This window comes from Paenibacillus sp. F411 (assembly GCF_017582705.1).
Classification (GTDB): domain Bacteria; phylum Bacillota; class Bacilli; order Paenibacillales; family Paenibacillaceae; genus Paenibacillus_AQ; species Paenibacillus_AQ algicola.
Map to the genome: position 1 here is coordinate 1 of NZ_JAGFIP010000022.1, position 20,411 is coordinate 20,411.

The following is a 20,411-nucleotide window of genomic DNA, read 5'->3' on the forward strand; positions in this document are numbered from 1 at the left end:
CCCCTTGAAGACCACGAGGTAGATAGGTTGGAGGTGGAAGTGCAGCAATGCATGGAGCTGACCAATACTAATCGGTCGAGGGCTTATCCTACAAGATCATTCTCTAACAACGCACATTCGTTTCGTATCTAGTTTTCAGGTGATCAAACATCTGAGCACACTGAGGGTGAATATCAAGGTTTGATATTTTCTCGCAGCGATTTTTGAGGAGCTATGCTCCGAAAAATCATGTTTGGTGGTGATGGCGGAAGGGTTCCACGCGTACCCATCCCGAACACGAACGTTAAGCCTTCCAGCGCCGATGGTACTTGGACCGCAGGGTCCCGGGAGAGTAGGACGCCGCCAAGCGAAGAACCATCGTCGATGACATCGACGGTGGTTTTTATTTTGTCTGTTTCATCCGTGCTGGCAGAAACAGATGAAGATTTTGTTACCGAATCTTATGGGAAATCAGTATAATAGGAATAGTATAAAACAGGTCATACGTCATTTCCGTACATTCAGATATATGTAATGTATAGGTTAAACGGTCTAGGATTACAGCCTATCCACCAATCAACATTCAAGATCAACATGGGAAGTCCGGTAATACATGTGGATGCGGCTGGGAAGGAGGTTATTTCATGCGGAACAGCAGGATGCGTCTTGCAGGGGGGATTTGCGCAGGAGCAATTTTGCTGATGGGGTCTGGGTGTAGTATTTCGGACAAACCTACATGGGAATCTTTTGATGGAGCTGCGAATGTGAAGTCGTTTCCGGTGCCTAAAGAAGCCAATCGAACAGAGCAGGCCAAGGGCACGGGGGAGCTTGATTATGTAAGATATGTTTTGCCAGGCCTGAAGGAAGATGAAAGTCTTCCCGAGCCTTATCTTGAAGAAATTAAATCATGGGGCTGGCAGGAGAAAGAAGATCAGGAAGGCACATCACCGATTATTTTTGAAAAAGGAAAAAATATCGTCCACCTCACGGTACACGACGATTCATTGATAATTACGATACCGGCACCTGTTAAGAAAGAGCTGCAAGGGCTGGAAAGTAAGAAATAGACCTTTATCCACATGGATAAAGGTCTTTTTAATCGTTTATTGAGAATAGTAGGATACATCATCCGGTCCGAACTTCAGCATGCCGTCCTTATACTGCCGCGTTAACCGGTACCAGGCATAATAGCGCGGTCCTACCAGCCAGAGATGCCAAAAGTATGCTGAGATTGTAAATGAAAGCGGAGACCAGAATGCCATCAATGCGATAAGAACGCACCCGATCCAGCTCGTATGCCATTGCACCTTGATAAATCGGAAGCTGCTGACATGCTGCTCAGGCATATAACCGATCCAGGGTGCTTGGAGGCTAAACCGCCATTTACGCGAGGAGAGGGACCCGGTCAAATGCAGAACGGATCTGCCAATGACAAATTGTATCCAAAAAATGAGCATGCCTGCCAGGAGAAAGAAAATAAAGCTGTCCCAGGAGAGGATGACCATTTGGGAAGCGACTGCAGCACAGGGAAGGAGAAGGTAGGTAGTCCACATCCAGCGGGGGAGTGTGATTTTTTTGAGCAGTCGGTATTGATAAAAAGTCGCTTTCTGATGAGATTGATCGGCCATCGTGCTCACGGCCCTCCTTTAGTAGCTTCGATAGAAAAGAGTATGTACTTGTTTTATCGGCTGGCAATGAAATTTTGTGAAGATTTGTAGGTACAGACACCCTTCGCCAGGCACTACACATAGTATATGTTGAAAAGGGCATAAATGGAAATCACAACCTATGAAAAGGTTTAAAATACTAGAAAACCTGTCATACTAATAGTAAATCAATGGAGGTGGGTTGGCTCATGGAAGAGATGGCGGGGCAAGTGTGCATCGTATGCAGCCAGATCAAGCAGGAGGGAATCACGATTGTTTCTCAGTTCGTCTGTGAAGATTGTGAGTCCGAAATCGTGCATACGAACGCAGAGGATGCGAAGTATCAGTACTTTATTCATCGTTTGAAGCAAATTGCTGTAACACATTGAGGCCTTAGGGGGCCTTTTTTTATTGAGTGTAAATATCCGGTCTTCATGAGGCATAGGCGTGAGAAGCATTTTACGTTAGAATAGAGGTAGTTAAACCAGGCTTGGAAGGATTAAGACGATGTCGATAGAGTACAAGGATGCTCAACTACGAAATAAAGAGAGTGCCCCCTTATGGGAGGCTTTGCAGAATTACCGCGAGAAGGGAAGAGCCTCGTTTCATGTGCCGGGACATAAGAACGGAAAGGCCTATATGGGGGTGCCCGGGGCTGATCTATTGATGGATGTCTTTTCTGTCGATGTGACAGAGATTACGGGAACCGATGATTTGCATCAGCCGGACGGTGTTATTTTGGAAGCACAACGACTGGCTGCGGATTGCTTTGGGGCGGAGGAGAGTTTTTTTCTGGTGGGGGGAAGTACGGCCGGTAATCTGGCGATGATTCTGACGGTATGCGCGCAGCCTGGGGATTTGATTCTGGTTCAGCGCAATGTGCACAAGTCAGTGCTGAACGGACTGATGCTCGCAGGAGCACAGGCTGTTTTTCTGGATCCGGAGGTGGATGCAGGGAGCGGTCTGGCTATTGCCCCGTCGTTGGCAGCAGGGAGTGCTGCGCTGTCTGCCTACCCAAAGGCCAAGGGTGTGCTGCTGACGATGCCCAACTATTATGGTATGGGTACGGATCTGACGGCATGGAGTGAGCTTTGTCATGCGGCGGGGATCCCTTTGCTGGTGGATGAAGCACATGGCGCACATTATGGCCAGCATCCTGATCTGCCTCGGCACGCCTTGTCATGCGGAGCAGATGTCGTTGTGCAGTCGACGCACAAAATGCTTGCCGCCATGACGATGGGCGCCATGCTGCACGTGCAGGGACCGCGGTTGGACCGCGCCCTGCTGCGCCAGCGCCTCGCTATGGTGCAAAGCTCGAGCCCATCCTATCCGGTAATGGGCTCGCTCGATCTGGCCCGGCGCCTGATCCATGCGCAGGGCCCAAGTGCCTTCACGGCGGGGCTCGCCGCCGTGAACACCTTCAAGCGCGGCCTCGCACAGCTGCCGCGCCTGGGGCTGCTGCAGCCGCCGCAAGCGCGGCCGGCGGCGTACACGCATCAGGACCCCTTCAAAGCGGTCATGTATGACCGCACGGGGGCCCTGAGCGGCTTTGCACTTCAGCGCGCGCTAGAGGAGCGCGGCTGTGTGCCAGAGATGAGCGACGAGCATCACGTCGTTCTGCTCTTTACGCTTGGCTCCACGGAGGAGGATGCCAAGCACCTCTTACAGGCTCTGCAGCATATGGTGGAGGAAGACCTGGGCGAACAGCCAGCAGACTCCAATGAGGAGCCCGATCAGATCAGCCCGGCTGACTCCTCATCTCCGGTGCAGTCGCCGCAGGAACTGCAGCGGACAGATTCCAATGAGGAGCCGGATCAGCTCAGCTCGTCTGCGCCCTCACCTCTGGTGCAGTCGCCGCAGGAGCTGCAACGGCTAGACTCCAATGAGGAGCCGGATCAGCTCAGTTCGGCTGATTCCTCACCTCAACTTAGGCACCCGGCGACTCACAATGTTTCCACGTGGAACATTTATGAAGCCCAAAGCTTTAGTGAGCCGGTGGCATTTCATCTGGGCACACTGGATCCGAAGGAACTAACAGCCCTGCCGCCGGAGCAGTGTGCTGGAGAGATTGCCGGAGAGACGATCGTCCCATACCCGCCAGGTATTCCGCTGCTGTATACGGGGGAGCGTATTACCCCGAAGCAGGCGAAGCGGCTTGTCCGGTTAAGAGATCTAGGAGCGAAATGCCAAGGTGCGGCGGATCCGGCACTGCGCACCATCCTAGTGCGAAATACTTCAGGAAAGCAGGTTACGTCATGAACCGCAAACCCATGTTTATTACGATTGAGGGAGGTGAGGGCTCCGGAAAAACAACGATGGTTGGCCGTTTAGCAGCTTATTTTCAAAACCATTCCATTCCTTATTTAATCACCAGAGAGCCCGGAGGCATCGAGATTGCGGAGAAGATACGATCACTCATCCTGGATCCCAGCCATACAGAGATGGATGCCCGGACCGAGGCACTGTTGTATGCAGCCGCCAGAAGGCAGCATCTCGTCGAGAAGGTAGAGCCAGCCTTAGCCAACGGTCTGACCGTACTATGTGATCGCTTCGTAGATAGCAGTCTGGTATATCAAGGCCTTGGACGAGGGATCGGGATGGAAGAGGTATGGAGACTGAACCAGTTTGCTATTGAAGACCGCATGCCGGATCTGACACTGCTGCTCGATCTGGACCCGGAGACCGGACTGTCGCGCATTGCAGCCAATGAAGAGCGTGAGTACAACCGCCTGGATATGGAAAGCCTTGAATTTCACCGCAAGGTGAGGGAAGGGTATCGACAGGTGGCGCAGAGAGATCCGGAACGAATCCGGATTATTGATGCATCCAGGCCGCCGGCCCTCGTTGAAAAAGAGCTCATACGAGCGCTGGAAAGCACAGTATTAAAGGGTTTTTGATCAGCTTTGTCAAATAATAAACATACGGCTTCTAAACATGCCGATATTAATAAGGAGGAACATGGCATATGAAATTGATCGTGGCGATTGTACAAGATAAGGACAGCAACCGTCTGTCGGCCGGTCTGGTTAAAGCAAATTTTCGGGCAACGAAGCTGGCCAGTACCGGAGGCTTTCTGAAAGCGGGCAATACGACGTTTATGATCGGGGTCGATGATACGCAGGTAGAAAGCGTGATGAACGTCATTCGCAATAGCTGTAAGGTACGTGAGCAGCTGGTTACGCCGGTAACCCCGATGAGCGGGACGACCGATTCGTATCTGCCGCTTCCTGTCGAGGTGCAGGTGGGCGGAGCTACTGTGTTCGTGCTTCCTGTTGAGCGGTTTGAGCATTTCTAATCTGCACCTGATGTCTCGACGAACAGCCCGCTGCCGAGTATAAAGAGGGAATGCTTCAATCGGAAGGCTTGCATGAGAACCGCACGCGGCTTTCTTGTTCTCGTTCAATATACTCGGCAGCTGATGATGAGATGATGAAGCTGGGCGGATTACACCCTTCAACGGGTAGCTATATGTAAGAAAGGCTCCTGGAGCTATAAGAAATGATACCCCAAAAGGCGGTGAATGGCATGAAAATCAATCCAGGCTTTCGACCTCTAAAAAGCGAGCTGACCACTGCGGACAATAATGCCAAGCCGGTGCAGCAGAAATCCTTCTCGGATATTATGTACCAGCAGGGAGAAAAGGCTACGAATGAGGAATTAAGCCGGCAGATGCGGGAAATTGCAATGCAGGGCGAGCGCCTGGCGAGAGTCATGACGATCCGCGAATTAAAGGCCTACCGATTCATGGTGAAGCGATTTCTGGAAGAAACCGTCCGCCGGGGCGTAAAGATGAAGGAAACCCGCGGGTGGGACCGCCGGGGAAGAAGCAAGCGTTACAACGTAATTGATGAGATTGATTCCCTGCTGCTGGCGATGGCAGACGAGCTGCTGGAGAGTGAGCAGGGCAAGATTGAGCTGTTGAGCAAGATCGGAGAAATCCGCGGAATGCTTATTAATTTAGCTTTTTAGCATGCATGCCATCCATAAAGGTTTGGCAGTAGATGAATGGGAAAGTGAGAGGACTTATGTCTTTTAACGATATATTGGGGCAGGAGGCTGCCAAGCAGCTGCTTCAAAATGCCATGCGGCGCAAGGCCATCAGTCACGCTTATTTGTTCAGCGGGCCCACGGGTGCGGGACAGCTGGAGATGGCCGTGATGTTTGCAAAAGCGCTCTTTTGTACAGAGGAGAGTGATGATGCCTGCGGCAAGTGCCTGGAGTGCCGGAAGGTCGATCATGGCAACCATCCGGATCTGACGATGATCTCGCCGGATGGCGCCAGCATAAAGATTGACCAAATCCGCGAGCTTCAGCGGATTTTTTCATACCGCTCGCAGAAGAATCATCCCAAGGTTTATATTATCGAGCATGCTGACAAAATGACGGTTCAAGCCGCCAACAGCCTGCTGAAATTTCTGGAAGAGCCGCAGCTGCCTGCCGTGGCCATTTTGATCGCCGAGAATGGACAGGCGCTGCTGCCTACGATTCAATCCCGGGTGCAGAAGGTCCCTTTCAGGGCGCTGGATTCCGCGATGATGGAACAGGTGCTGATTGCTGAGGAATATCCTGCAGCCCTTGTCCGGTGCGCCGTTCATCTGGCCTCCGGATTAGAGGGCTGCAGAGCAATTTTAAATGAGAATTGGTTTGCAGAAATTAGAAACGTAATGTTACAATTAGGGAAGGAGTCTGTGAACCGCTCCGGCATGGCTATGATCACAGCAAGCCAGAAGGTGTTCAGAACCGGACTCTCGGAGCATTTGGACATGCTCTTCAGCCTGTTTCATTTATGGTTTAAAGACATGATCAATGTCCAGTACGGCAGGCAGGATTGCCTCGTTTTTATAGATCAGGCTGAGTTCATCACCGGTCATGCTTCAGCCCGTAGCACATCACAATGGGTCTCCTGCATGGATTTGGCCGCAGAGTGTCAGAAGAAATTACGCTACAACGTCAACGGACAGCTCTGTCTCGAGCAATTGTTATTGGGGATGGGCGAAGCTCCGGCGTGAGATTACCCCATACACCCGTAAGGGCCAATAGGCAAGGCTAACAAGGGGGTTAATTTTTTGTACAGCGTAGTGGGTGTCCGCTTTAAGAAAGCGGGCAAGGTATATTATTTTGATCCGCTGGATCTTCCCGTAGAGAAGGAACAATGTGTCATTGTAGAAACTGCTCGGGGGATTGAATACGGACATGTAGTGATTGGCAAGAAAGAGGTTCAGGAATGTGATGTGGTGCTTCCTCTGAAGAAAGTGATCCGCATCGCCGGCGACAACGATGCTAAGGTGGTCGATGAGAACAAGCTGGCGGCGAAGGATGCCTTCACGACCTGTTTAAATAAAATCCGGGATCACGGACTGAAGATGAAGCTGGTGGATGTGGAATTCACCTTTGACCGCAACAAGATTATTTTTTACTTTACAGCTGAAGGGCGCGTAGACTTCCGGGAGCTGGTGAAGGATTTGGCAGGCATTTTCCGCACTCGAATTGAGCTTCGCCAGATTGGCGTACGTGACGAGGCGAAGATGCTGGGCGGTCTGGGACCTTGCGGACGAGTGCTTTGCTGCTCCTCTTGGCTGGGTGATTTCGAGCCCGTATCGATCAAGATGGCCAAGGATCAGAGCTTGTCGCTGAACCCGACGAAGATTTCCGGTCTTTGCGGAAGATTAATGTGCTGCTTGAAGTTTGAGCATGATAACTATGAAAGCAGCAAGGAAGAGCTGCCTTCTGTGGGCAAGCTTGTCGTAACCTCGCTTGGAGACGGGAAGGTTGTCGGCGTGAACGCAGATACACGAACCGTACATGTACAGCTGTTCGAGATTGGCAAGGTTAAGGAGCTTCCGCTGGATGACGTGGTCATCAAGTAGACTATAGAATGGTTACTTTCGGGGTGTAATCTTGGAGAAGAACAACATTTTTACGCGCATTCAAGAGATGGAGTCCCAGCTGGGGCATATGAACAGTGAACTGGGTGAGCTGAAGCAGATCATCAAGGAGCTGCTGGAGGATAACCATCGTCTCGGCCTGGAAAATGAACAGCTCCGCAAGGTGCTGAAGAGAGAGGTTCAGCCGGCAGACCCTGCAGCCTCCGCTTCCTCGACATCCAAATCCCGGGCTGCTGTGCAGGCAGGCGCGGAGGATATGGTTGGAGAGGGATATGATAATCTGGCACGCTTGTATCATGAGGGCTTTCATATTTGCAATGTCTATTACGGACATCTGCGAACCGAAGGCGATTGTCTATTCTGTCTGTCGTTCCTGAATAAGTGACAGCTAATGTCAGCCGTAGAGTATAACCGTCATTACTATATACAAGAGATCCAACAAGCCGTAGGAGGGTACAGATGCCTACGGCTTTTTTTGTAATCTGTATTCCGCGGAGGTTTAAAGTTAAATTAGAGAAGGAATGAATGTTCATCATGATCAAGAAACCGATACAGCTACAGCCATCTGAACGTGTGGATGATTTGCTAACCCATAATATGGGGATTATACAAAGCGATGAGGTATTCAGCTTCTCCATGGATGCCGTGCTGCTGGCCCGCTTTGCCCGGGTTCCGCGGCGGGGAAGGCTGCTGGATCTATGCAGCGGGAATGGCGTCATTCCGCTCCTGCTGTCCACGGCCACAGAAGCAAGCCTGGAGGGCATTGAAATTCAGCCACGGCTTGCTGACATGGCGCGCCGAAGCATTGCCTTGAATGGGCTGGAGGAACGCGTAAGCATGCGGGAAGGAGATCTGCGGGAGCTCTACCTGGAAACAGGCCACGGCGTATATGACTATATTACCGTGAACCCGCCCTATATGCCGCTTAACGGCAGTGATAGAAAGCTGAATGAGCATCAGGCGATTGCCCGCCATGAAATCCACTGTACGCTGGAAGAGGTCATTCAGGCCGCATCCCGGCTGCTGCGCTCCGGCGGAAAGCTGGCTATGGTGCACAAGCCTCACCGGCTCGCAGAAATTATGGTGCTGCTGCATCAATACCGGCTGGAGCCCAAGATCATCCGGTTCGTGCATCCCCGAGCAGGTGTGGAGGCCAATATGGTCCTGATCGAATGTCTCCGGGACGGAAAGCCAGAGGTCCGGCTGCAGCCGCCGCTCCTTGTTTATGATGAACAGGGTGTGTATTGTCCGGAGCTGCTGGAAATCTATTACGGAAAAGAGGAAACCTCATGAGCATCAGCTCCCAGAGCAGCTTTCAGTCGCCAGCCTCCGAAGGCGGCCCTGGCGCACTATATCTGGTTGCCACACCGATTGGCAATCTGGAGGATATGACATACCGCGCCGTGCGTACCCTTTCAGAATGCGATATTATCGCAGCCGAGGATACGCGGCAGACCCGCAAGCTGCTGACGCATTTTGACATTCAGCCGAAGCAGCTGTTTAGCTATCACGAGCATAATAAAGGGGCGAGCGGTCCTGAGATTATCAGGTATATAATAGAAGGAAAAAATGCAGCCATCGTCAGCGATGCCGGCCTGCCGGCCATTTCCGACCCCGGAAGCGATCTGGTTCGGCTCGCTATAGCAGAAGGTATTCCCGTCATTCCGGTTCCCGGAGCGAACGCGGCCCTTTCTGCGCTGATTGCCTCGGGGCTCTCAACGGAGCGGTTCACGTTCATCGGTTTTCTCCCCCGAGAGAAGAAGGATGCGGTGGCTCTGCTCCAGTCTCTTCCGGCATCTGCAGGCTCACTGCTGTTCTATGAGTCTCCTCACCGGATCAAGAAGACGCTCTCCTTCATGCAGGAAGCGCTCGGTCATCGCCGAGCGGTCCTGGCCCGGGAGCTGACGAAGCGGTATGAGGAATTTACCCGCGGCACGCTCCAGGAGTGCATGGAGTGGCTGGAGGAGCATCCCCCGATCGGAGAATACTGCGTGGTTTTGGAGGGAGGCAGCCAAGAGGAGGAGCAGAAGGAGCGGGACTCCTGGTGGCAGAGCATGTCTATAGAAGATCATGTGGCGCATTACGAAGAGACCGGTCTGAGCCGGAAGGATGCCATGAAGAAAGTCGCATCCGACCGGGGAGTGTCCAAGCGGGACATTTATAATGCGCTGCTATAGCCTTTATATTGATGGAAAGCGGCAGGAGCTGAAGCGTTCGGGAACACCGAGCGCTTCGCAAAGCTGCTGTATCGGGCGTGAGCACACAAAAAAGAACCCTCCGGCGCCATAAGCGCTGGAAGGCCATAAAGGAGATATATAAAGGTTAGAATTAATGCAAGCAGCATGACTTATTCTATGGATTCTATCTCAAATAGAAATTAGTTGGCTACCGGTGACGGAATCTCAGATACACACTCATGGCAGACGATCTTGCCCTTGAAGTAGGTTACGTTCTCGGCATTGCCACAGAAAATGCAGGCTGGCTCGTATTTCTTCAGCATAATGCGCTCGCCGTCTACATAGATCTCCAATGCGTCCTTCTCACCAATGCCCAGCGTACGGCGAAGCTCAATCGGAATAACTACCCGTCCTAGCTCGTCTACCTTTCTTACAATACCTGTTGATTTCATCATAACTGATTCATGCCCCTCTCGCTATAATTTAAAAAAGTCATTATTCGACATAGTTCTATCTTTTATGTTATTTATAGTACCAACGATTCCCAAAACAGTCAACCTGTTTATTTGAGAATATCACACCTATTAACAAAATTATAGTGAGAAAAGCTTTATATGATCACAAAAAGTTCAAAAACATGTTATTTTTTTGGGAATCTTCAGATTTGTCGATTTGGAAGTCGCCATTTTACGTAATTCGACATTATTCTACATTATGCGTCAAAAGTAGTGAAAGCTCAACATTCAGTCCATCACATTGATCTTGAGAAGGAGAGGATATGCATGAGACGTTCCATTTCGGAAGAGAAGGTATTCAAGGACCCCGTTCATAACTATATTCATGTCCAGGACGATTTGATTTGGCGGCTGATTAACACGCCGGAGTTCCAGCGGCTGCGCCGGATTCGGCAGCTAGGCACCTCCTTTCTGACCTTTCACGGGGCGGAGCATAGCCGATTCTCCCACTCCTTGGGTGTCTATGAAATTACGAGAAAGATTATTTCTCAATTTGAACGGGGCAGCTATCCGGATTGGCCAAAAGAAGAGCGGCTGGTTGCCTTGTGTGCTGCGCTCCTGCATGATTTGGGCCATGGTCCTTTTTCACATTCTATAGAAGAAGCCTTTCATATGAATCATGAGGATTGGACCTGCAGAATCCTGACAGAGGATACCTGTGTCAATGAGGTGCTGACCAGCCATGATCCGGATTTCCCTCGCAAGGTCGCTGCTGTCATTCAGAAGAGCTATGACAAGCCCATTGTCAGTAATCTGGTCACGAGCCCGTTGGATGCAGATCGCATGGATTATTTGCTTCGGGATGCGTACTATACGGGTGTTAACTATGGCACGATTGATTCCGATCGGATTCTCAGGCTGCTTCGGCCCTATAAGGATCGGGTGGTGGTTAAGCAGTCCGGCATGCATGCGGTCGAGGATTATTTGATGTCACGTTACCAGATGTACTGGCAGGTCTATTTTCATCCTGTGACGAGAAGCTCCGAAATTATATTACGGCAAATATTCCGCCGGGCGAAGGAGCTGTTCCGGGATCGATATCCTTTTCAATTCATGGTAGAGCCGCTGCCGGCTTTGTTTGAGGGCAATCCTGATGTCAATCAGTATTTGCGCCTTGATGAAGCGCTTATACAGACCGCTTTTCTGCAATGGACCTATGAAAAGGACGAGCTGCTCCGGGATCTTTGCTGCCGCTTTATGCACCGCCGATTGTATAAATATGTAGAAATCGATCATATCGACAAAGAGACGATCGACGAGCTTCGCCACGCCTTTCAGGAAGCGGGATTGAATCCGGAGTATGACCTGGAGGTTGATTTTCCGACCGATCTGCCCTATGATGAATTTCCTTCAGGCTCTACAGCAAGCCATAAGCAGATTTTACTGCTGGACCGGTTTGATCAGCTGCGGGAAATCTCCGAGGTATCAGACATTGTGCGCTCCATCAGCGGCATTCACCGCGGACGCTCCCATCTATACTATCCGGAGGACAAGCTGAGAACGGTGTGGGACATATTGCCCGCTGACGTCACCGGTCTGCTTGCACGGTAGTGCACAGGGAACCTGTGGCTGCTCATGTCCATCAAGCTGGAATGATGGATAAAAAGGTCAAGCTGATTTATTTTCGACAGGAAGGGAGCTTTACACGTTATGTTATTCGACACTCATACCCATTTGGATTCTGCAGCCTTTGATGAGGACCGTGAAGCCGTCATTCAGCGGGCAGTAGACCAGGGAATTACGCGTATGATCAACATTGGCTTCAATCGTGAGACCATCCCGACGACGATGCAGCTCGCGGAAAAATATGATTTTATATATGCAGCCGTAGGCTGGCATCCGGTAGACGCCATTGCGATGAAGGAGGAGGACCTGGAGTGGATTGCTTCTCTGACCGCTCACCGGAAGGTTGTAGCCATTGGCGAAATTGGACTGGACTACCATTGGGACACGTCTCCCAAAGAGATACAGCATAAGGTGTTCCGGCAGCAGATTCAGCTGGCGAAGGAGCTGAATCTGCCCATCGTGATTCATAATCGGGATGCGCATGAGGATGTCCTGCGAATTCTGAAGGAGGAAAAAGCGTCGGAGGTGGGCGGCGTCATGCACTCCTTCTCCGGCAGCTGGGAAACGGCCAAGCAGTGCCTGCATATGGGCTTTCATATTTCCTTCGGCGGACCCACTACGTTCAAAAATGCCAAACAGCCTAAAGAGGTGCTGACACAGGTGCCGCTGGACCGCCTTTTACTGGAAACCGATGCGCCATATTTGACACCGCACCCGTTCCGGGGAAAAAGAAATGAGTCCTCTTACGTGAAGTATGTGGCAGAGCAAGCCGCTGAATTGAAGGGGTTGTCTCTGGAAGAAATTAGTGAGATTACAACCCGAAATGGTCTGGAACGATTTGGGATTTGATGAAATCGGGAGCAAAAGCGGTGAAAAAGCGAGCATTTGCGATGAATTAAGATTTTATCATCAAAAATGGTCCGATTATTACAATAATTTAACTATTTATCAGAAAAAATGTGGTTGAACGTTGCTTTACAACCTGCATGTAAAGAGAGTATCATCTTTTCAGTACTTATGAAGCGCTGGTTTGACACCAGCAGCATATTCATTTACAAACCGTCTCGCTTAATCTCCAGATCATGGAGAACGGGGGAACCGATACAGGGTCAACGAGCAACCATACATAAGGGCTGTGAGCACTGTATTTGATTTCAATTCGGGTCTTTGGGGTGAATTTGAGGGCAGCCGCCATGAGCGGTTGACTCGAGATAGGGCGTCTCTCTTACGTCCGAACCCGACAGCTAACCCCGTAAGCGTAAATAAGAGAGGCAACGGTCGTGCATCCTTTCCAAGACTACAGCTGGAAAAGCCACGAGAAGAGTCTCTAATACTCTTTTTCGGGCTTTTTTTATATTCAGAATATTGGAGAGAGCGCCATCATACCCTGGGATACACAAGGGGGGTGGCAGAACACATGCACGAATAGACGGGGCGTAACGCAGGGTGCACATCTATAGCGGGGCACTCTGTGAGACAAATTTGCTATAGTCGCGTCATATACACTCATGCATGATCTAGAGGGCGGGGCTATGAAGGAGGATGAAGCAGTGGGCGTTTTACAACCAGAACAGACCCATGATTCACAATCATCCAGCATGTCATACGCATTACGATGGAAGCATGATTTTCTGCGTCAACTGATGCTGGCGGCCTTTGGTACCATCACCATTACGCTGCTCGTACTGCTGATTATACACAACCAGTCGGGCAAAGAAATTCACCTGGTGGTCGATGGACGGGTGACCACGGTGGAAACGAATGAGGCCATGCTGCAAAATGTGCTGGAAGAGCATTCGATCTCGCTGAAGCCGCAGGATGAAATATCCATGCCGCTAAACGGAAGTCTTCAGGATGGAGACCGGATCGTCATTCAGCGTGCGGTTCCTATTACAGTCACCGCAGACGGCAATACGCAAACGGTATTTACAACCCAGGACACTGTACAGAACGTGCTAAACAAAGCCGGCATTACCGTCCAGGATGAAGATAAAGTAACTCCTGCACTGGACAGCAAGCTGTCCGAGGCTTCCGACATTCGCGTTGTTCGCGTAAGTAAGCAGCAGGTACAAGAAGAAGAGGTCCGCGAATACCGGGTCATCAAGACGTCAGACCCTTCGCTTCTGAAGGGCGATAACCGGGTGGTTCAAGCGGGAGAGCCTGGATTGATCATTCACCATATTGAGAAGGTGTATGAAGATGGACAGCTGGTTTCCAAACAAGTGGTGTCCAAGGAAGTCGAACGCAAGACGATGGATAAAGTGATCGCGGTCGGCACGAAGAAGCCGCCGGAGCCGGTGAAGGAAGAGCCGGTCGTTCAGGCTGTAAAGCCAACGACTGTAGCCAAGACGACGACTAAGACCTCGGCGAAGACGCCTGCCGTTCAGCCAAAGGCCGCCGTTCAGTCGAGCTCAAGCTCAGAGAGTAAGCAGAACAACGTCGTTTCTAAAGCCGGTATTGATTTTGAATATAAGAAGGTCCTGAAGAATGTATCCATGACGGCGTACTCCTCGGAGCAGCCGGGCATCGGTACGAAGACCGCTTCCGGTACGCGTGTTACGGAAGGCCGCACCATCGCTGTAGATCCTAACGTCATTCCGATTGGCTGGTGGGTTTATATTGAGGGCATTGGCTTCCGCCGTGCCGAAGATACAGGCGGTGCGATCAAGGGCAACAAGATTGACGTGTATTACGACTCGCTGCGTGCAGCACTGAATTTCGGACGCAAGAACGGGCATACCGTGTATGTCATTGGACCCGTCAAGCCGGAATCGAACTAATGTTTTACTTTTCCATGAGAAATAGGCTACTATTTATGTAATATAATGAGATGCTAAGAAGAGGATATGATCCTCTTCTTTTTTTTGGAAGGACGAATGAAGCATGATCAAGGAAGTTATTGTGGTGGAGGGCCGGGATGATACGGTCGCGGTGAAGCGTGCTGTAGAGGCCGATACGATAGAGACGGGAGGCTCTGCGGTGAACCGCGCGGTCATTGCCAAGGTGAAGCTTGCGCAGGAGCGGCGAGGTGTCATTATTCTGACAGATCCCGACCATGCGGGAGAGCGGATTCGCAAAATCATCGATGCCAAGGTGCCGGGCTGCAAGCACGCGTTTATTCCGGAGGCTGATGCGACCCGCAAGGGCGATATCGGTGTCGAGAATGCATCTGTTGAGGCGATCCGGCACGCCCTCTCTCGCGTGCATACAGCGTTCGATAAAGCGGACAGCCTGATCTCCATGGAGGAGGTTATTGAGGCGGGGCTGCTGCTGCATCCAGATGCGGCGGCAAGACGCATGCAGATCGGCAATCAGCTTGGTATCGGCTATTGCAATGGCAAGCAGCTGCTGAAGCGGCTGGCCATGTTTCAAATTACACCGGAGGAATTTCAGGCAGCGGCTGCTACGCTTGAAGACGGAGGGAAGCATTAATGGGAACTGAAGATATATCAACACCGAAACGAACGAAGGAGATCATTGCCCGGCACGGTTTTTCATTTAAAAAAAGCCTCGGCCAGAATTTCCTGATTGACCAGAATATTTTGCACAATATCGTGAAGGCTGCTGATCTGACCAAGGAGAAGGGAGCTTTGGAAATCGGCCCGGGCATCGGTGCACTGACCGAGAAGCTCGCTCAGCAGGCCGGTACGGTCACCGCAGTGGAGATTGACCAGCGCTTGATCCCCATCCTGGAGGAGGTGCTGGAGCCGTATCCCAACGTGTCTGTGGAGCATGGCGACGTGCTCAAGGTGAATATGAAGGAGCTGTTTGCAAGGCGCTTTGACGGGGTATCCAAGGTGAGCGTCGTTGCCAACCTTCCGTATTATGTGACGACCCCGATTATGATGAAGCTGCTGGAGGAGAAGCTCCCCTTGGAGAATATTGTGGTCATGATCCAGAAGGAGGTTGCGCAGCGCATGGCGGCCTCCCCGGGCAGTAAGGATTATGGCAGCCTGAGCATTGCGGTGCAGTATTATGCAGAGCCGCGGCTGGTCTGCACGGTGCCGCACACCGTCTTTATTCCGCAGCCGAACGTAGAGTCGGCGGTCATCCGCCTTCAGGTTCGGGATCAGCCTGCTGTTGCGGTGAAGAATGAGCAGCACTTTTTCGAGGTGATCCAGGCCTCCTTCGCCCAGCGCAGAAAGACGATTGCGAACAATCTGAAGAGCAAATATTTCCCGAAGGATGGGCGGGAGCAGCTGGAAGGTCTGCTGCAGGAGGCCGGGATTGAGCCGACCCGCCGCGGAGAGACGCTAAGTATGGAGGAGTATGCACGGCTCAGTGATGTGCTGCTGGAAGCCGGGATTGGGCTTTCTTAAATACCTGCAAGACGCTGCAAATAAACCGGGGAGATGCTCCCCGGTTTATTTGTGCTTGGCGCGAACCTTTCCCGGCCTGCGCCCATAGGATGAAGTCAGGGGGGATGCTGAAATGAATTTAGGAGACCTGGTCGTCCGCAGGTCGTATGGCGGGGATGTGACGTTCCGGATCGAGTCGGTACGTCCCAACGCAGCGGTGATCAAGGGAACAGATTTCCGGCTGCTGGCGGATGCACCCCTGAGCGATCTGGTGCCTGCTGCGCGGCCTGCGGTCAGCGAGCGCACCAAGCAGGCTCAAATTAAAGCGAAGGAATCCTTGACCCGGCTGAAGCTGGATTGTGCACGGCGGCTGGACGGATTACGGGATGAATGGGGATCGAGCAGCGATAAGGGGTATTTTGATGTTCCGGGCAGAGTGCTGCATCTGGATGGAGACCCTATGTATTTAAAAAAAAGCCTCGCTTTATATCAGCAGCTCAGAGTCCCGGCGGAAGGGCATTATGTGCATGAATCGTCGATGGCTGATGCGCTGCATCGGCTGCTGCCGCGAGTGCGTCCTGATATCGTCGTCATTACCGGCCATGACGGGGTGTTAAAGCGCCCTCAGCCTTATGATTTGTACAGCCTGGACAGCTACAAAAATTCGCACCATTTCGTGCGGGCGATTGAAACCGCGCGCCAGTATGAGCGCAATCTGGATGCGCTGATCGTCATTGCCGGCGCCTGTCAGTCGCATTTCGAGGCGATGCTGCAAACCGGAGCCAATTTTGCCAGCTCGCCAGGCCGGGTGCTGATCCATGCCCTGGACCCCGTCTATGTCGCCTGCAAGGCGGCTTATACGTCGGTTCGGGAAACGATGAATATGAATGATGTGCTGCATAACACCATTAGCGGTACGCAGGGGCTGGGCGGCATTGAGACCCGGGGCAGCCACCGGATCGGTTCTCCCCGGCTGCAGGATCTGTCCACGCTCAAAGTAACGCCGTCGATCAGCTAGTCAGTCACCTCTGTCCACCTGTCACCTGTATCATGTCTGCAAACCAGCTGTATGTATTCGGTCATCCGAATGCATACAGCTGGTTTGTGTTGCGCATAATAAGGACTCAACGCATGAGACTTTTCCGCCCCAAAAAAAAGTTATTGACAATGATTTTTTGTTGCTGATATAATTAATGGTTTTGATTTGACAGTCTTCTGGTTGACAGGTATAATGGACAAGGAAAGAGGTGGTCGTTGACAATGGCTAAAAATTCGCTGTTGGATATCAAACGCAGTCTGGATGCCCACTTGGGGCAAAAAATTGCGCTGCGGGCTAACGGAGGTCGCCGCAAGACCGTTGAGCGCACTGGTGTTTTGGAAGAAACCTACCCTTCTGTATTCATTGTAAAGCTGGATCAGGACCAGCAAACCTTTAAACGTGTGTCTTACAGTTATGCTGATATACTGACAGAGACGGTTGAAATCGTCGTTCTGGATGAAGAAGGCCAGATGCAGATCACCTATATCAAGTCATAGCTTTTGTGTGCAGGCAGCTCCCGAAGGGGGCTGTTTTTATTTGCGCAGCGGTTGCTTTGCTGCTGTTCGTTCCATGAATGGGAAGGCATGAGGAGGAAGAACGGGAGCATACTAAGGACGGTCACCCCCACATCACGTTCAAGGAGGCGGATTCAACAATGAGCCGGAGAAGAAGAAGCATGATGTCGGAAGAGCTGAAGTATGAGCTGGCGAAGGAGCTCGGTTTTTATGACACGGTGCAAAAAGAGGGCTGGGGCGGGATCAAGGCCAGCGACGCCGGCAATATGGTCAAAAAAGCGATTGAGCTCGCCGAGCGCGCAGCCCGCGGACCACAGCAGTAATGCAGCAAAGGCACTTATAACGTCGGCCTTCCTTCGGGAAGGCCTTTTTCATTTTTGACGCATATAAATGACTTGTACGTTCTGGTTTGCTAATATAGAGGCATTAGATGTTTTTCCCCTGTGGGTCAGGTATGAGCTTATGGGAGATGCTAAGGACAGGTGAACGGTGTTGAAAATATACGAGAAGGCTCCGGCCAAAATTAATTTAATGCTAGATGTGCTTCACAAAAGGCCTGACGGGTTCCATGAGGTGGAGATGGTGATGACCATGATCGATCTGGCAGACCGTCTGGAGCTGGAGGAGCAGCCAAGGGATACGATTATGATTACAAGCCAGGCGGGCTACATTCCGCTGGATGAGAAGAACCTGGCCTTTCAGGCGGCCAGGCTCGTGAAGGAGCGTTACGGGGTCCGCAAGGGTGTGCATATTCACCTGGACAAGAACATTCCGGTCGCTGCCGGGCTGGCAGGCGGAAGCAGTGACGCAGCGGCTGCGCTGCGCGGCCTGAACCGGCTGTGGGGACTGAATATGCCGCTTGAGGACATGCTCGCCTTCGGGGCAGAGCTGGGCTCAGATGTTCCTTTCTGTGTGACAGGGGGAACAGCACTGGCAACGGGACGGGGAGAGATTCTGACCCCGGTCAGCCCGCCGCCGCAGGGCTGGGCCATTGTGGCCAAGCCGCCAATCAATGTGTCTACGGCGGAGGTGTACGGCAAGCTGAAGGCAGATCAGATAAAGTTCCACCCTTCCGCGAAGGAGATGACTGCAGCGCTGGCCAAGGGAAGCTTCACAGAGATGTGCGAGCAGCTTGGCAACGTGCTGGAAGAGGTCACACCGAAGCTGCACCCGGAGGTGCAGCAGCTCAAGGAGGCGATGCTGAGGCTGGGAGCCGATGGCGCCCTCATGTCCGGCAGCGGACCGACGGTGTTCGGGCTCGTGTCCAAGGAGTCGAAGGTGGCCCGGATCTACAACGGATTGCGCGGCTTCTGCAAGGAAGTGTACGCGGTTAGGCTGCTTACATAAGCAAGAAAAGGGCGCCGATTCCACAAGTTCTTGTGGAAAGACGTACGAGAATGTTATATTAACTATATAATATTCGGATTTAGTGAGGATACGACGTGAAAAAATTAAAGCGCAGCGAACGACTGGTCGATATGACCCAGTTCTTATTGGCTAAACCCCATACATTAATTCCCTTAACGACCTTTGCGGATCGGTATGGTGCAGCCAAGTCCTCCATCAGTGAGGACCTGGCCATCATCAAGGAAGTGTTCGAGGAGGAGGGCCTCGGTGAATTGCAGACGCTGGCGGGTGCTGCCGGCGGTGTGCGGTATATTCCGAAGCTGAGCCAGGAGCGTGCGCTGGACTTTGTTCAGGAGCTGTGCGGCAAGCTGCAGCAGTCTGACCGGATCCTGCCGGGAGGCTATTTGTATATGTCCGACCTTCTTGGACAGCCCTCTCTAATGAACGAGGCAGGCAAGATTATCGCTACGGCCTTTGCGCATCGGGATATCGATGTGGTGATGACGGTGGAGACTAAGGGCATTCCGCTCGCTTATGCGACGGCAGCGCAGCTGAACCTGCCGGTGGTCCTGGTGCGAAGAGACCATCAGGTAACCGAGGGCTCGGCGGTTAGCATTAACTATGTATCCGGCTCCCATAAGAGCATTCATACGATGTCTCTCTCACGGAGAGCGCTGCGGGAGCAGTCCCGGGTCTTGATCGTGGATGATTTTATGAAGGCAGGCGGAACGATTCAGGGCATGGTGGATCTGCTGGCTGAATTTAATGCCGAGGTTGCAGGCGTAGGTGTGCTGGTGGAGTCCGGTGCGATCGAATCGCAGGAGCGGCTGCTGCAGGATTATATTTCGCTTGCATGCCTGAACGATGTAGATGCGCGGAGCAAGATGATTACGGTTCGGCCCGGAAATTACTTTCAACAATAAGGGCGCTGTATTTGTCGATATTGTAGCGTTTTCAAACGAAATCCGACGAAGTCTGTCGAAAATATCTGATTTCGAAAAAAATTCCTGATTTTAGGACATTTTGTTAGAAAAAAAGAAGGATTTCGGAATTGCTGTGTGGAATTATACACCAAGTCTCTGATGGAAAAAGGTGGTGAACACACAATGCAAATTACGGATGTCAGACTCCGCCGCGTGAACTCTGAGGGGAGAATGAAAGCAATCGCATCCATTACCATCGATAACGAGTTTGTCGTTCACGACATTCGCGTGATTGACGGCAATAACGGAATGTTTGTTGCTATGCCGAGCAAGCGTACTCCTGATGGGGAGTTCCGCGATATTGCTCATCCGATTTCCTCCGGCACCCGCGAGAAGATTCAGTCTGCTGTACTGGCTGAATACGAGCGTGCTGCGACGGAAGAGGAAGAAGTCATTGAAGAAGGCGCTTAGGATTACTATTGGGGTTCGAAGAAAAGAGAGCCATACCCGTGGCTCTCTTT

At 51.7% G+C, this 20,411-nt stretch carries 24 protein-coding genes, 2 rRNA genes and 1 riboswitch; of the genes, 24 read left to right on the top strand and 2 right to left on the bottom strand.

The window, feature by feature from the left end:
- The 3 genes from JJQ72_RS18210 to JJQ72_RS18220 all read left to right on the top strand — a co-directional run.
- Positions 1 to 91 (top strand): 23S ribosomal RNA (locus JJQ72_RS18210); the annotation flags it as partial.
- A 140-nt stretch (positions 92 to 231) separates the two neighbouring features.
- Positions 232 to 348: ribosomal RNA gene (rrf, locus tag JJQ72_RS18215) — 5S ribosomal RNA — on the top strand.
- A 275-nt stretch (positions 349 to 623) separates the two neighbouring features.
- Positions 624 to 1,046: a hypothetical protein gene (locus JJQ72_RS18220; protein WP_138223901.1), complete on the top strand. Its 423-nt coding sequence runs from the start codon at positions 624 to 626 to the stop codon at positions 1,044 to 1,046.
- A gap of 36 nt (positions 1,047 to 1,082) precedes the next feature.
- Here the strand turns inward: JJQ72_RS18220 and JJQ72_RS18225 are convergent, their stop codons facing one another.
- Positions 1,083 to 1,607, bottom strand: coding sequence for a hypothetical protein (locus tag JJQ72_RS18225; protein ID WP_208204530.1), 525 nt, complete (start codon positions 1,605 to 1,607; stop codon positions 1,083 to 1,085).
- Between the two features lie 227 nt (positions 1,608 to 1,834).
- On the opposite strand from JJQ72_RS18225, the gene JJQ72_RS18230 reads away from it, so the two are divergent.
- The 10 genes from JJQ72_RS18230 (at position 1,835) to rsmI (ending at position 9,687) form a co-directional block, all read left to right on the top strand.
- Entirely contained in the window at positions 1,835 to 2,014 is a 180-nt protein-coding gene (locus JJQ72_RS18230; protein WP_138223903.1) for a sigma factor G inhibitor Gin, read from the top strand.
- Between the two features lie 118 nt (positions 2,015 to 2,132).
- Positions 2,133 to 3,884 carry an aminotransferase class I/II-fold pyridoxal phosphate-dependent enzyme gene (locus JJQ72_RS18235; protein ID WP_208204531.1) on the top strand — a complete coding sequence of 584 codons (1,752 nt, stop codon included), beginning with the start codon at positions 2,133 to 2,135 and terminating at the stop codon, positions 3,882 to 3,884.
- Complete coding sequence (tmk, locus tag JJQ72_RS18240) at positions 3,881 to 4,522, top strand: dTMP kinase (protein ID WP_138223905.1); 642 nt, start codon at positions 3,881 to 3,883, stop codon at positions 4,520 to 4,522. The genes JJQ72_RS18235 and tmk overlap by 4 nt, the downstream gene beginning before the upstream one ends.
- A 68-nt stretch (positions 4,523 to 4,590) precedes the next feature.
- Positions 4,591 to 4,920: a cyclic-di-AMP receptor gene (locus tag JJQ72_RS18245; RefSeq protein WP_138223906.1), complete on the top strand. Its 330-nt coding sequence runs from the start codon at positions 4,591 to 4,593 to the stop codon at positions 4,918 to 4,920.
- 230 nt (positions 4,921 to 5,150) lie between these two features.
- On the top strand, positions 5,151 to 5,594 hold the full coding sequence (locus tag JJQ72_RS18250; RefSeq protein WP_138223907.1) for a YaaR family protein: 444 nt from the start codon (positions 5,151 to 5,153) through the stop codon (positions 5,592 to 5,594).
- A gap of 56 nt (positions 5,595 to 5,650) precedes the next feature.
- Positions 5,651 to 6,634, top strand: coding sequence for a DNA polymerase III subunit delta' (gene holB, locus JJQ72_RS18255; protein ID WP_208204532.1), 984 nt, complete (start codon positions 5,651 to 5,653; stop codon positions 6,632 to 6,634).
- A 57-nt stretch (positions 6,635 to 6,691) separates the two neighbouring features.
- Positions 6,692 to 7,492 (top strand): PSP1 domain-containing protein, encoded by an 801-nt coding sequence (locus JJQ72_RS18260; RefSeq protein ID WP_208204533.1) that lies wholly within the window; start codon positions 6,692 to 6,694, stop codon positions 7,490 to 7,492.
- Positions 7,493 to 7,523: 31 nt separating this feature from the next.
- Positions 7,524 to 7,895 (top strand): DNA replication initiation control protein YabA, encoded by a 372-nt coding sequence (yabA, locus tag JJQ72_RS18265; RefSeq protein ID WP_138223910.1) that lies wholly within the window; start codon positions 7,524 to 7,526, stop codon positions 7,893 to 7,895.
- Positions 7,896 to 8,044: 149 nt separating this feature from the next.
- A complete protein-coding gene (locus JJQ72_RS18270; protein WP_138223911.1) occupies positions 8,045 to 8,803 on the top strand; it encodes a tRNA1(Val) (adenine(37)-N6)-methyltransferase in 759 nt (252 codons plus the stop codon).
- Entirely contained in the window at positions 8,800 to 9,687 is an 888-nt protein-coding gene (gene rsmI / locus JJQ72_RS18275) for a 16S rRNA (cytidine(1402)-2'-O)-methyltransferase (protein ID WP_138223912.1), read from the top strand. Before JJQ72_RS18270 ends, rsmI begins: the two co-directional genes overlap by 4 nt.
- Before the next feature lie 200 nt (positions 9,688 to 9,887).
- Here rsmI and JJQ72_RS18280 read toward each other — a convergent pair whose 3' ends face one another.
- Complete coding sequence (locus JJQ72_RS18280) at positions 9,888 to 10,142, bottom strand: AbrB/MazE/SpoVT family DNA-binding domain-containing protein (RefSeq protein WP_138223913.1); 255 nt, start codon at positions 10,140 to 10,142, stop codon at positions 9,888 to 9,890.
- A gap of 327 nt (positions 10,143 to 10,469) precedes the next feature.
- Here JJQ72_RS18280 and JJQ72_RS18285 point away from each other — a divergent pair, with 327 nt between their 5' ends.
- The 11 genes from JJQ72_RS18285 to spoVG all read left to right on the top strand — a co-directional run bounded on the left by JJQ72_RS18285 (position 10,470) and on the right by spoVG (position 20,361).
- Entirely contained in the window at positions 10,470 to 11,753 is a 1,284-nt protein-coding gene (locus JJQ72_RS18285; RefSeq protein ID WP_208204534.1) for an HD domain-containing protein, read from the top strand.
- A 99-nt stretch (positions 11,754 to 11,852) separates the two neighbouring features.
- Positions 11,853 to 12,617: a TatD family hydrolase gene (locus tag JJQ72_RS18290; protein WP_208204535.1), complete on the top strand. Its 765-nt coding sequence runs from the start codon at positions 11,853 to 11,855 to the stop codon at positions 12,615 to 12,617.
- A gap of 206 nt (positions 12,618 to 12,823) precedes the next feature.
- A riboswitch (cyclic di-AMP (ydaO/yuaA leader) is annotated at positions 12,824 to 13,042 on the top strand.
- A 276-nt stretch (positions 13,043 to 13,318) separates the two neighbouring features.
- A complete protein-coding gene (locus JJQ72_RS18295; RefSeq protein WP_138223916.1) occupies positions 13,319 to 14,548 on the top strand; it encodes a ubiquitin-like domain-containing protein in 1,230 nt (409 codons plus the stop codon).
- A gap of 103 nt (positions 14,549 to 14,651) precedes the next feature.
- On the top strand, positions 14,652 to 15,200 hold the full coding sequence (gene rnmV / locus JJQ72_RS18300) for a ribonuclease M5 (protein ID WP_138223917.1): 549 nt from the start codon (positions 14,652 to 14,654) through the stop codon (positions 15,198 to 15,200).
- Positions 15,200 to 16,087 carry a 16S rRNA (adenine(1518)-N(6)/adenine(1519)-N(6))-dimethyltransferase RsmA gene (gene rsmA / locus JJQ72_RS18305; protein WP_208204536.1) on the top strand — a complete coding sequence of 296 codons (888 nt, stop codon included), beginning with the start codon at positions 15,200 to 15,202 and terminating at the stop codon, positions 16,085 to 16,087. Before rnmV ends, rsmA begins: the two co-directional genes overlap by 1 nt.
- A gap of 112 nt (positions 16,088 to 16,199) precedes the next feature.
- Positions 16,200 to 17,084 carry a sporulation peptidase YabG gene (yabG, locus tag JJQ72_RS18310; protein WP_208204537.1) on the top strand — a complete coding sequence of 295 codons (885 nt, stop codon included), beginning with the start codon at positions 16,200 to 16,202 and terminating at the stop codon, positions 17,082 to 17,084.
- A gap of 242 nt (positions 17,085 to 17,326) precedes the next feature.
- Positions 17,327 to 17,602 carry a biofilm formation stimulator Veg gene (gene veg, locus JJQ72_RS18315; RefSeq protein WP_138223920.1) on the top strand — a complete coding sequence of 92 codons (276 nt, stop codon included), beginning with the start codon at positions 17,327 to 17,329 and terminating at the stop codon, positions 17,600 to 17,602.
- A 158-nt stretch (positions 17,603 to 17,760) separates the two neighbouring features.
- Positions 17,761 to 17,943 (top strand): small, acid-soluble spore protein, alpha/beta type, encoded by a 183-nt coding sequence (locus JJQ72_RS18320; protein WP_138227546.1) that lies wholly within the window; start codon positions 17,761 to 17,763, stop codon positions 17,941 to 17,943.
- A 169-nt stretch (positions 17,944 to 18,112) separates the two neighbouring features.
- Positions 18,113 to 18,967: a 4-(cytidine 5'-diphospho)-2-C-methyl-D-erythritol kinase gene (ispE, locus tag JJQ72_RS18325; RefSeq protein ID WP_138223921.1), complete on the top strand. Its 855-nt coding sequence runs from the start codon at positions 18,113 to 18,115 to the stop codon at positions 18,965 to 18,967.
- 95 nt (positions 18,968 to 19,062) lie between these two features.
- Positions 19,063 to 19,890: a pur operon repressor gene (gene purR, locus JJQ72_RS18330; RefSeq protein ID WP_138223922.1), complete on the top strand. Its 828-nt coding sequence runs from the start codon at positions 19,063 to 19,065 to the stop codon at positions 19,888 to 19,890.
- Positions 19,891 to 20,073: 183 nt separating this feature from the next.
- A complete protein-coding gene (gene spoVG / locus JJQ72_RS18335; protein ID WP_036696395.1) occupies positions 20,074 to 20,361 on the top strand; it encodes a septation regulator SpoVG in 288 nt (95 codons plus the stop codon).
- The last annotated feature ends 50 nt before the right edge of the window (positions 20,362 to 20,411 follow it).

Coding starts and splice junctions, on each gene's coding strand:
- JJQ72_RS18220 (WP_138223901.1), top strand. CDS start 624: ATGCGGAACAGCAGGATGCGTCTTGCAGGGGGGATTTGCGCAGGAGCA.
- JJQ72_RS18225 (WP_208204530.1), bottom strand. CDS start 1,607: ATGGCCGATCAATCTCATCAGAAAGCGACTTTTTATCAATACCGACTG.
- JJQ72_RS18230 (WP_138223903.1), top strand. CDS start 1,835: ATGGAAGAGATGGCGGGGCAAGTGTGCATCGTATGCAGCCAGATCAAG.
- JJQ72_RS18235 (WP_208204531.1), top strand. CDS start 2,133: ATGTCGATAGAGTACAAGGATGCTCAACTACGAAATAAAGAGAGTGCC.
- tmk (WP_138223905.1), top strand. CDS start 3,881: ATGAACCGCAAACCCATGTTTATTACGATTGAGGGAGGTGAGGGCTCC.
- JJQ72_RS18245 (WP_138223906.1), top strand. CDS start 4,591: ATGAAATTGATCGTGGCGATTGTACAAGATAAGGACAGCAACCGTCTG.
- JJQ72_RS18250 (WP_138223907.1), top strand. CDS start 5,151: ATGAAAATCAATCCAGGCTTTCGACCTCTAAAAAGCGAGCTGACCACT.
- holB (WP_208204532.1), top strand. CDS start 5,651: ATGTCTTTTAACGATATATTGGGGCAGGAGGCTGCCAAGCAGCTGCTT.
- JJQ72_RS18270 (WP_138223911.1), top strand. CDS start 8,045: ATGATCAAGAAACCGATACAGCTACAGCCATCTGAACGTGTGGATGAT.
- rsmI (WP_138223912.1), top strand. CDS start 8,800: ATGAGCATCAGCTCCCAGAGCAGCTTTCAGTCGCCAGCCTCCGAAGGC.
- JJQ72_RS18280 (WP_138223913.1), bottom strand. CDS start 10,142: ATGATGAAATCAACAGGTATTGTAAGAAAGGTAGACGAGCTAGGACGG.
- JJQ72_RS18285 (WP_208204534.1), top strand. CDS start 10,470: ATGAGACGTTCCATTTCGGAAGAGAAGGTATTCAAGGACCCCGTTCAT.
- JJQ72_RS18290 (WP_208204535.1), top strand. CDS start 11,853: ATGTTATTCGACACTCATACCCATTTGGATTCTGCAGCCTTTGATGAG.
- rnmV (WP_138223917.1), top strand. CDS start 14,652: ATGATCAAGGAAGTTATTGTGGTGGAGGGCCGGGATGATACGGTCGCG.
- rsmA (WP_208204536.1), top strand. CDS start 15,200: ATGGGAACTGAAGATATATCAACACCGAAACGAACGAAGGAGATCATT.
- yabG (WP_208204537.1), top strand. CDS start 16,200: ATGAATTTAGGAGACCTGGTCGTCCGCAGGTCGTATGGCGGGGATGTG.
- veg (WP_138223920.1), top strand. CDS start 17,327: ATGGCTAAAAATTCGCTGTTGGATATCAAACGCAGTCTGGATGCCCAC.
- JJQ72_RS18320 (WP_138227546.1), top strand. CDS start 17,761: ATGAGCCGGAGAAGAAGAAGCATGATGTCGGAAGAGCTGAAGTATGAG.
- spoVG (WP_036696395.1), top strand. CDS start 20,074: ATGCAAATTACGGATGTCAGACTCCGCCGCGTGAACTCTGAGGGGAGA.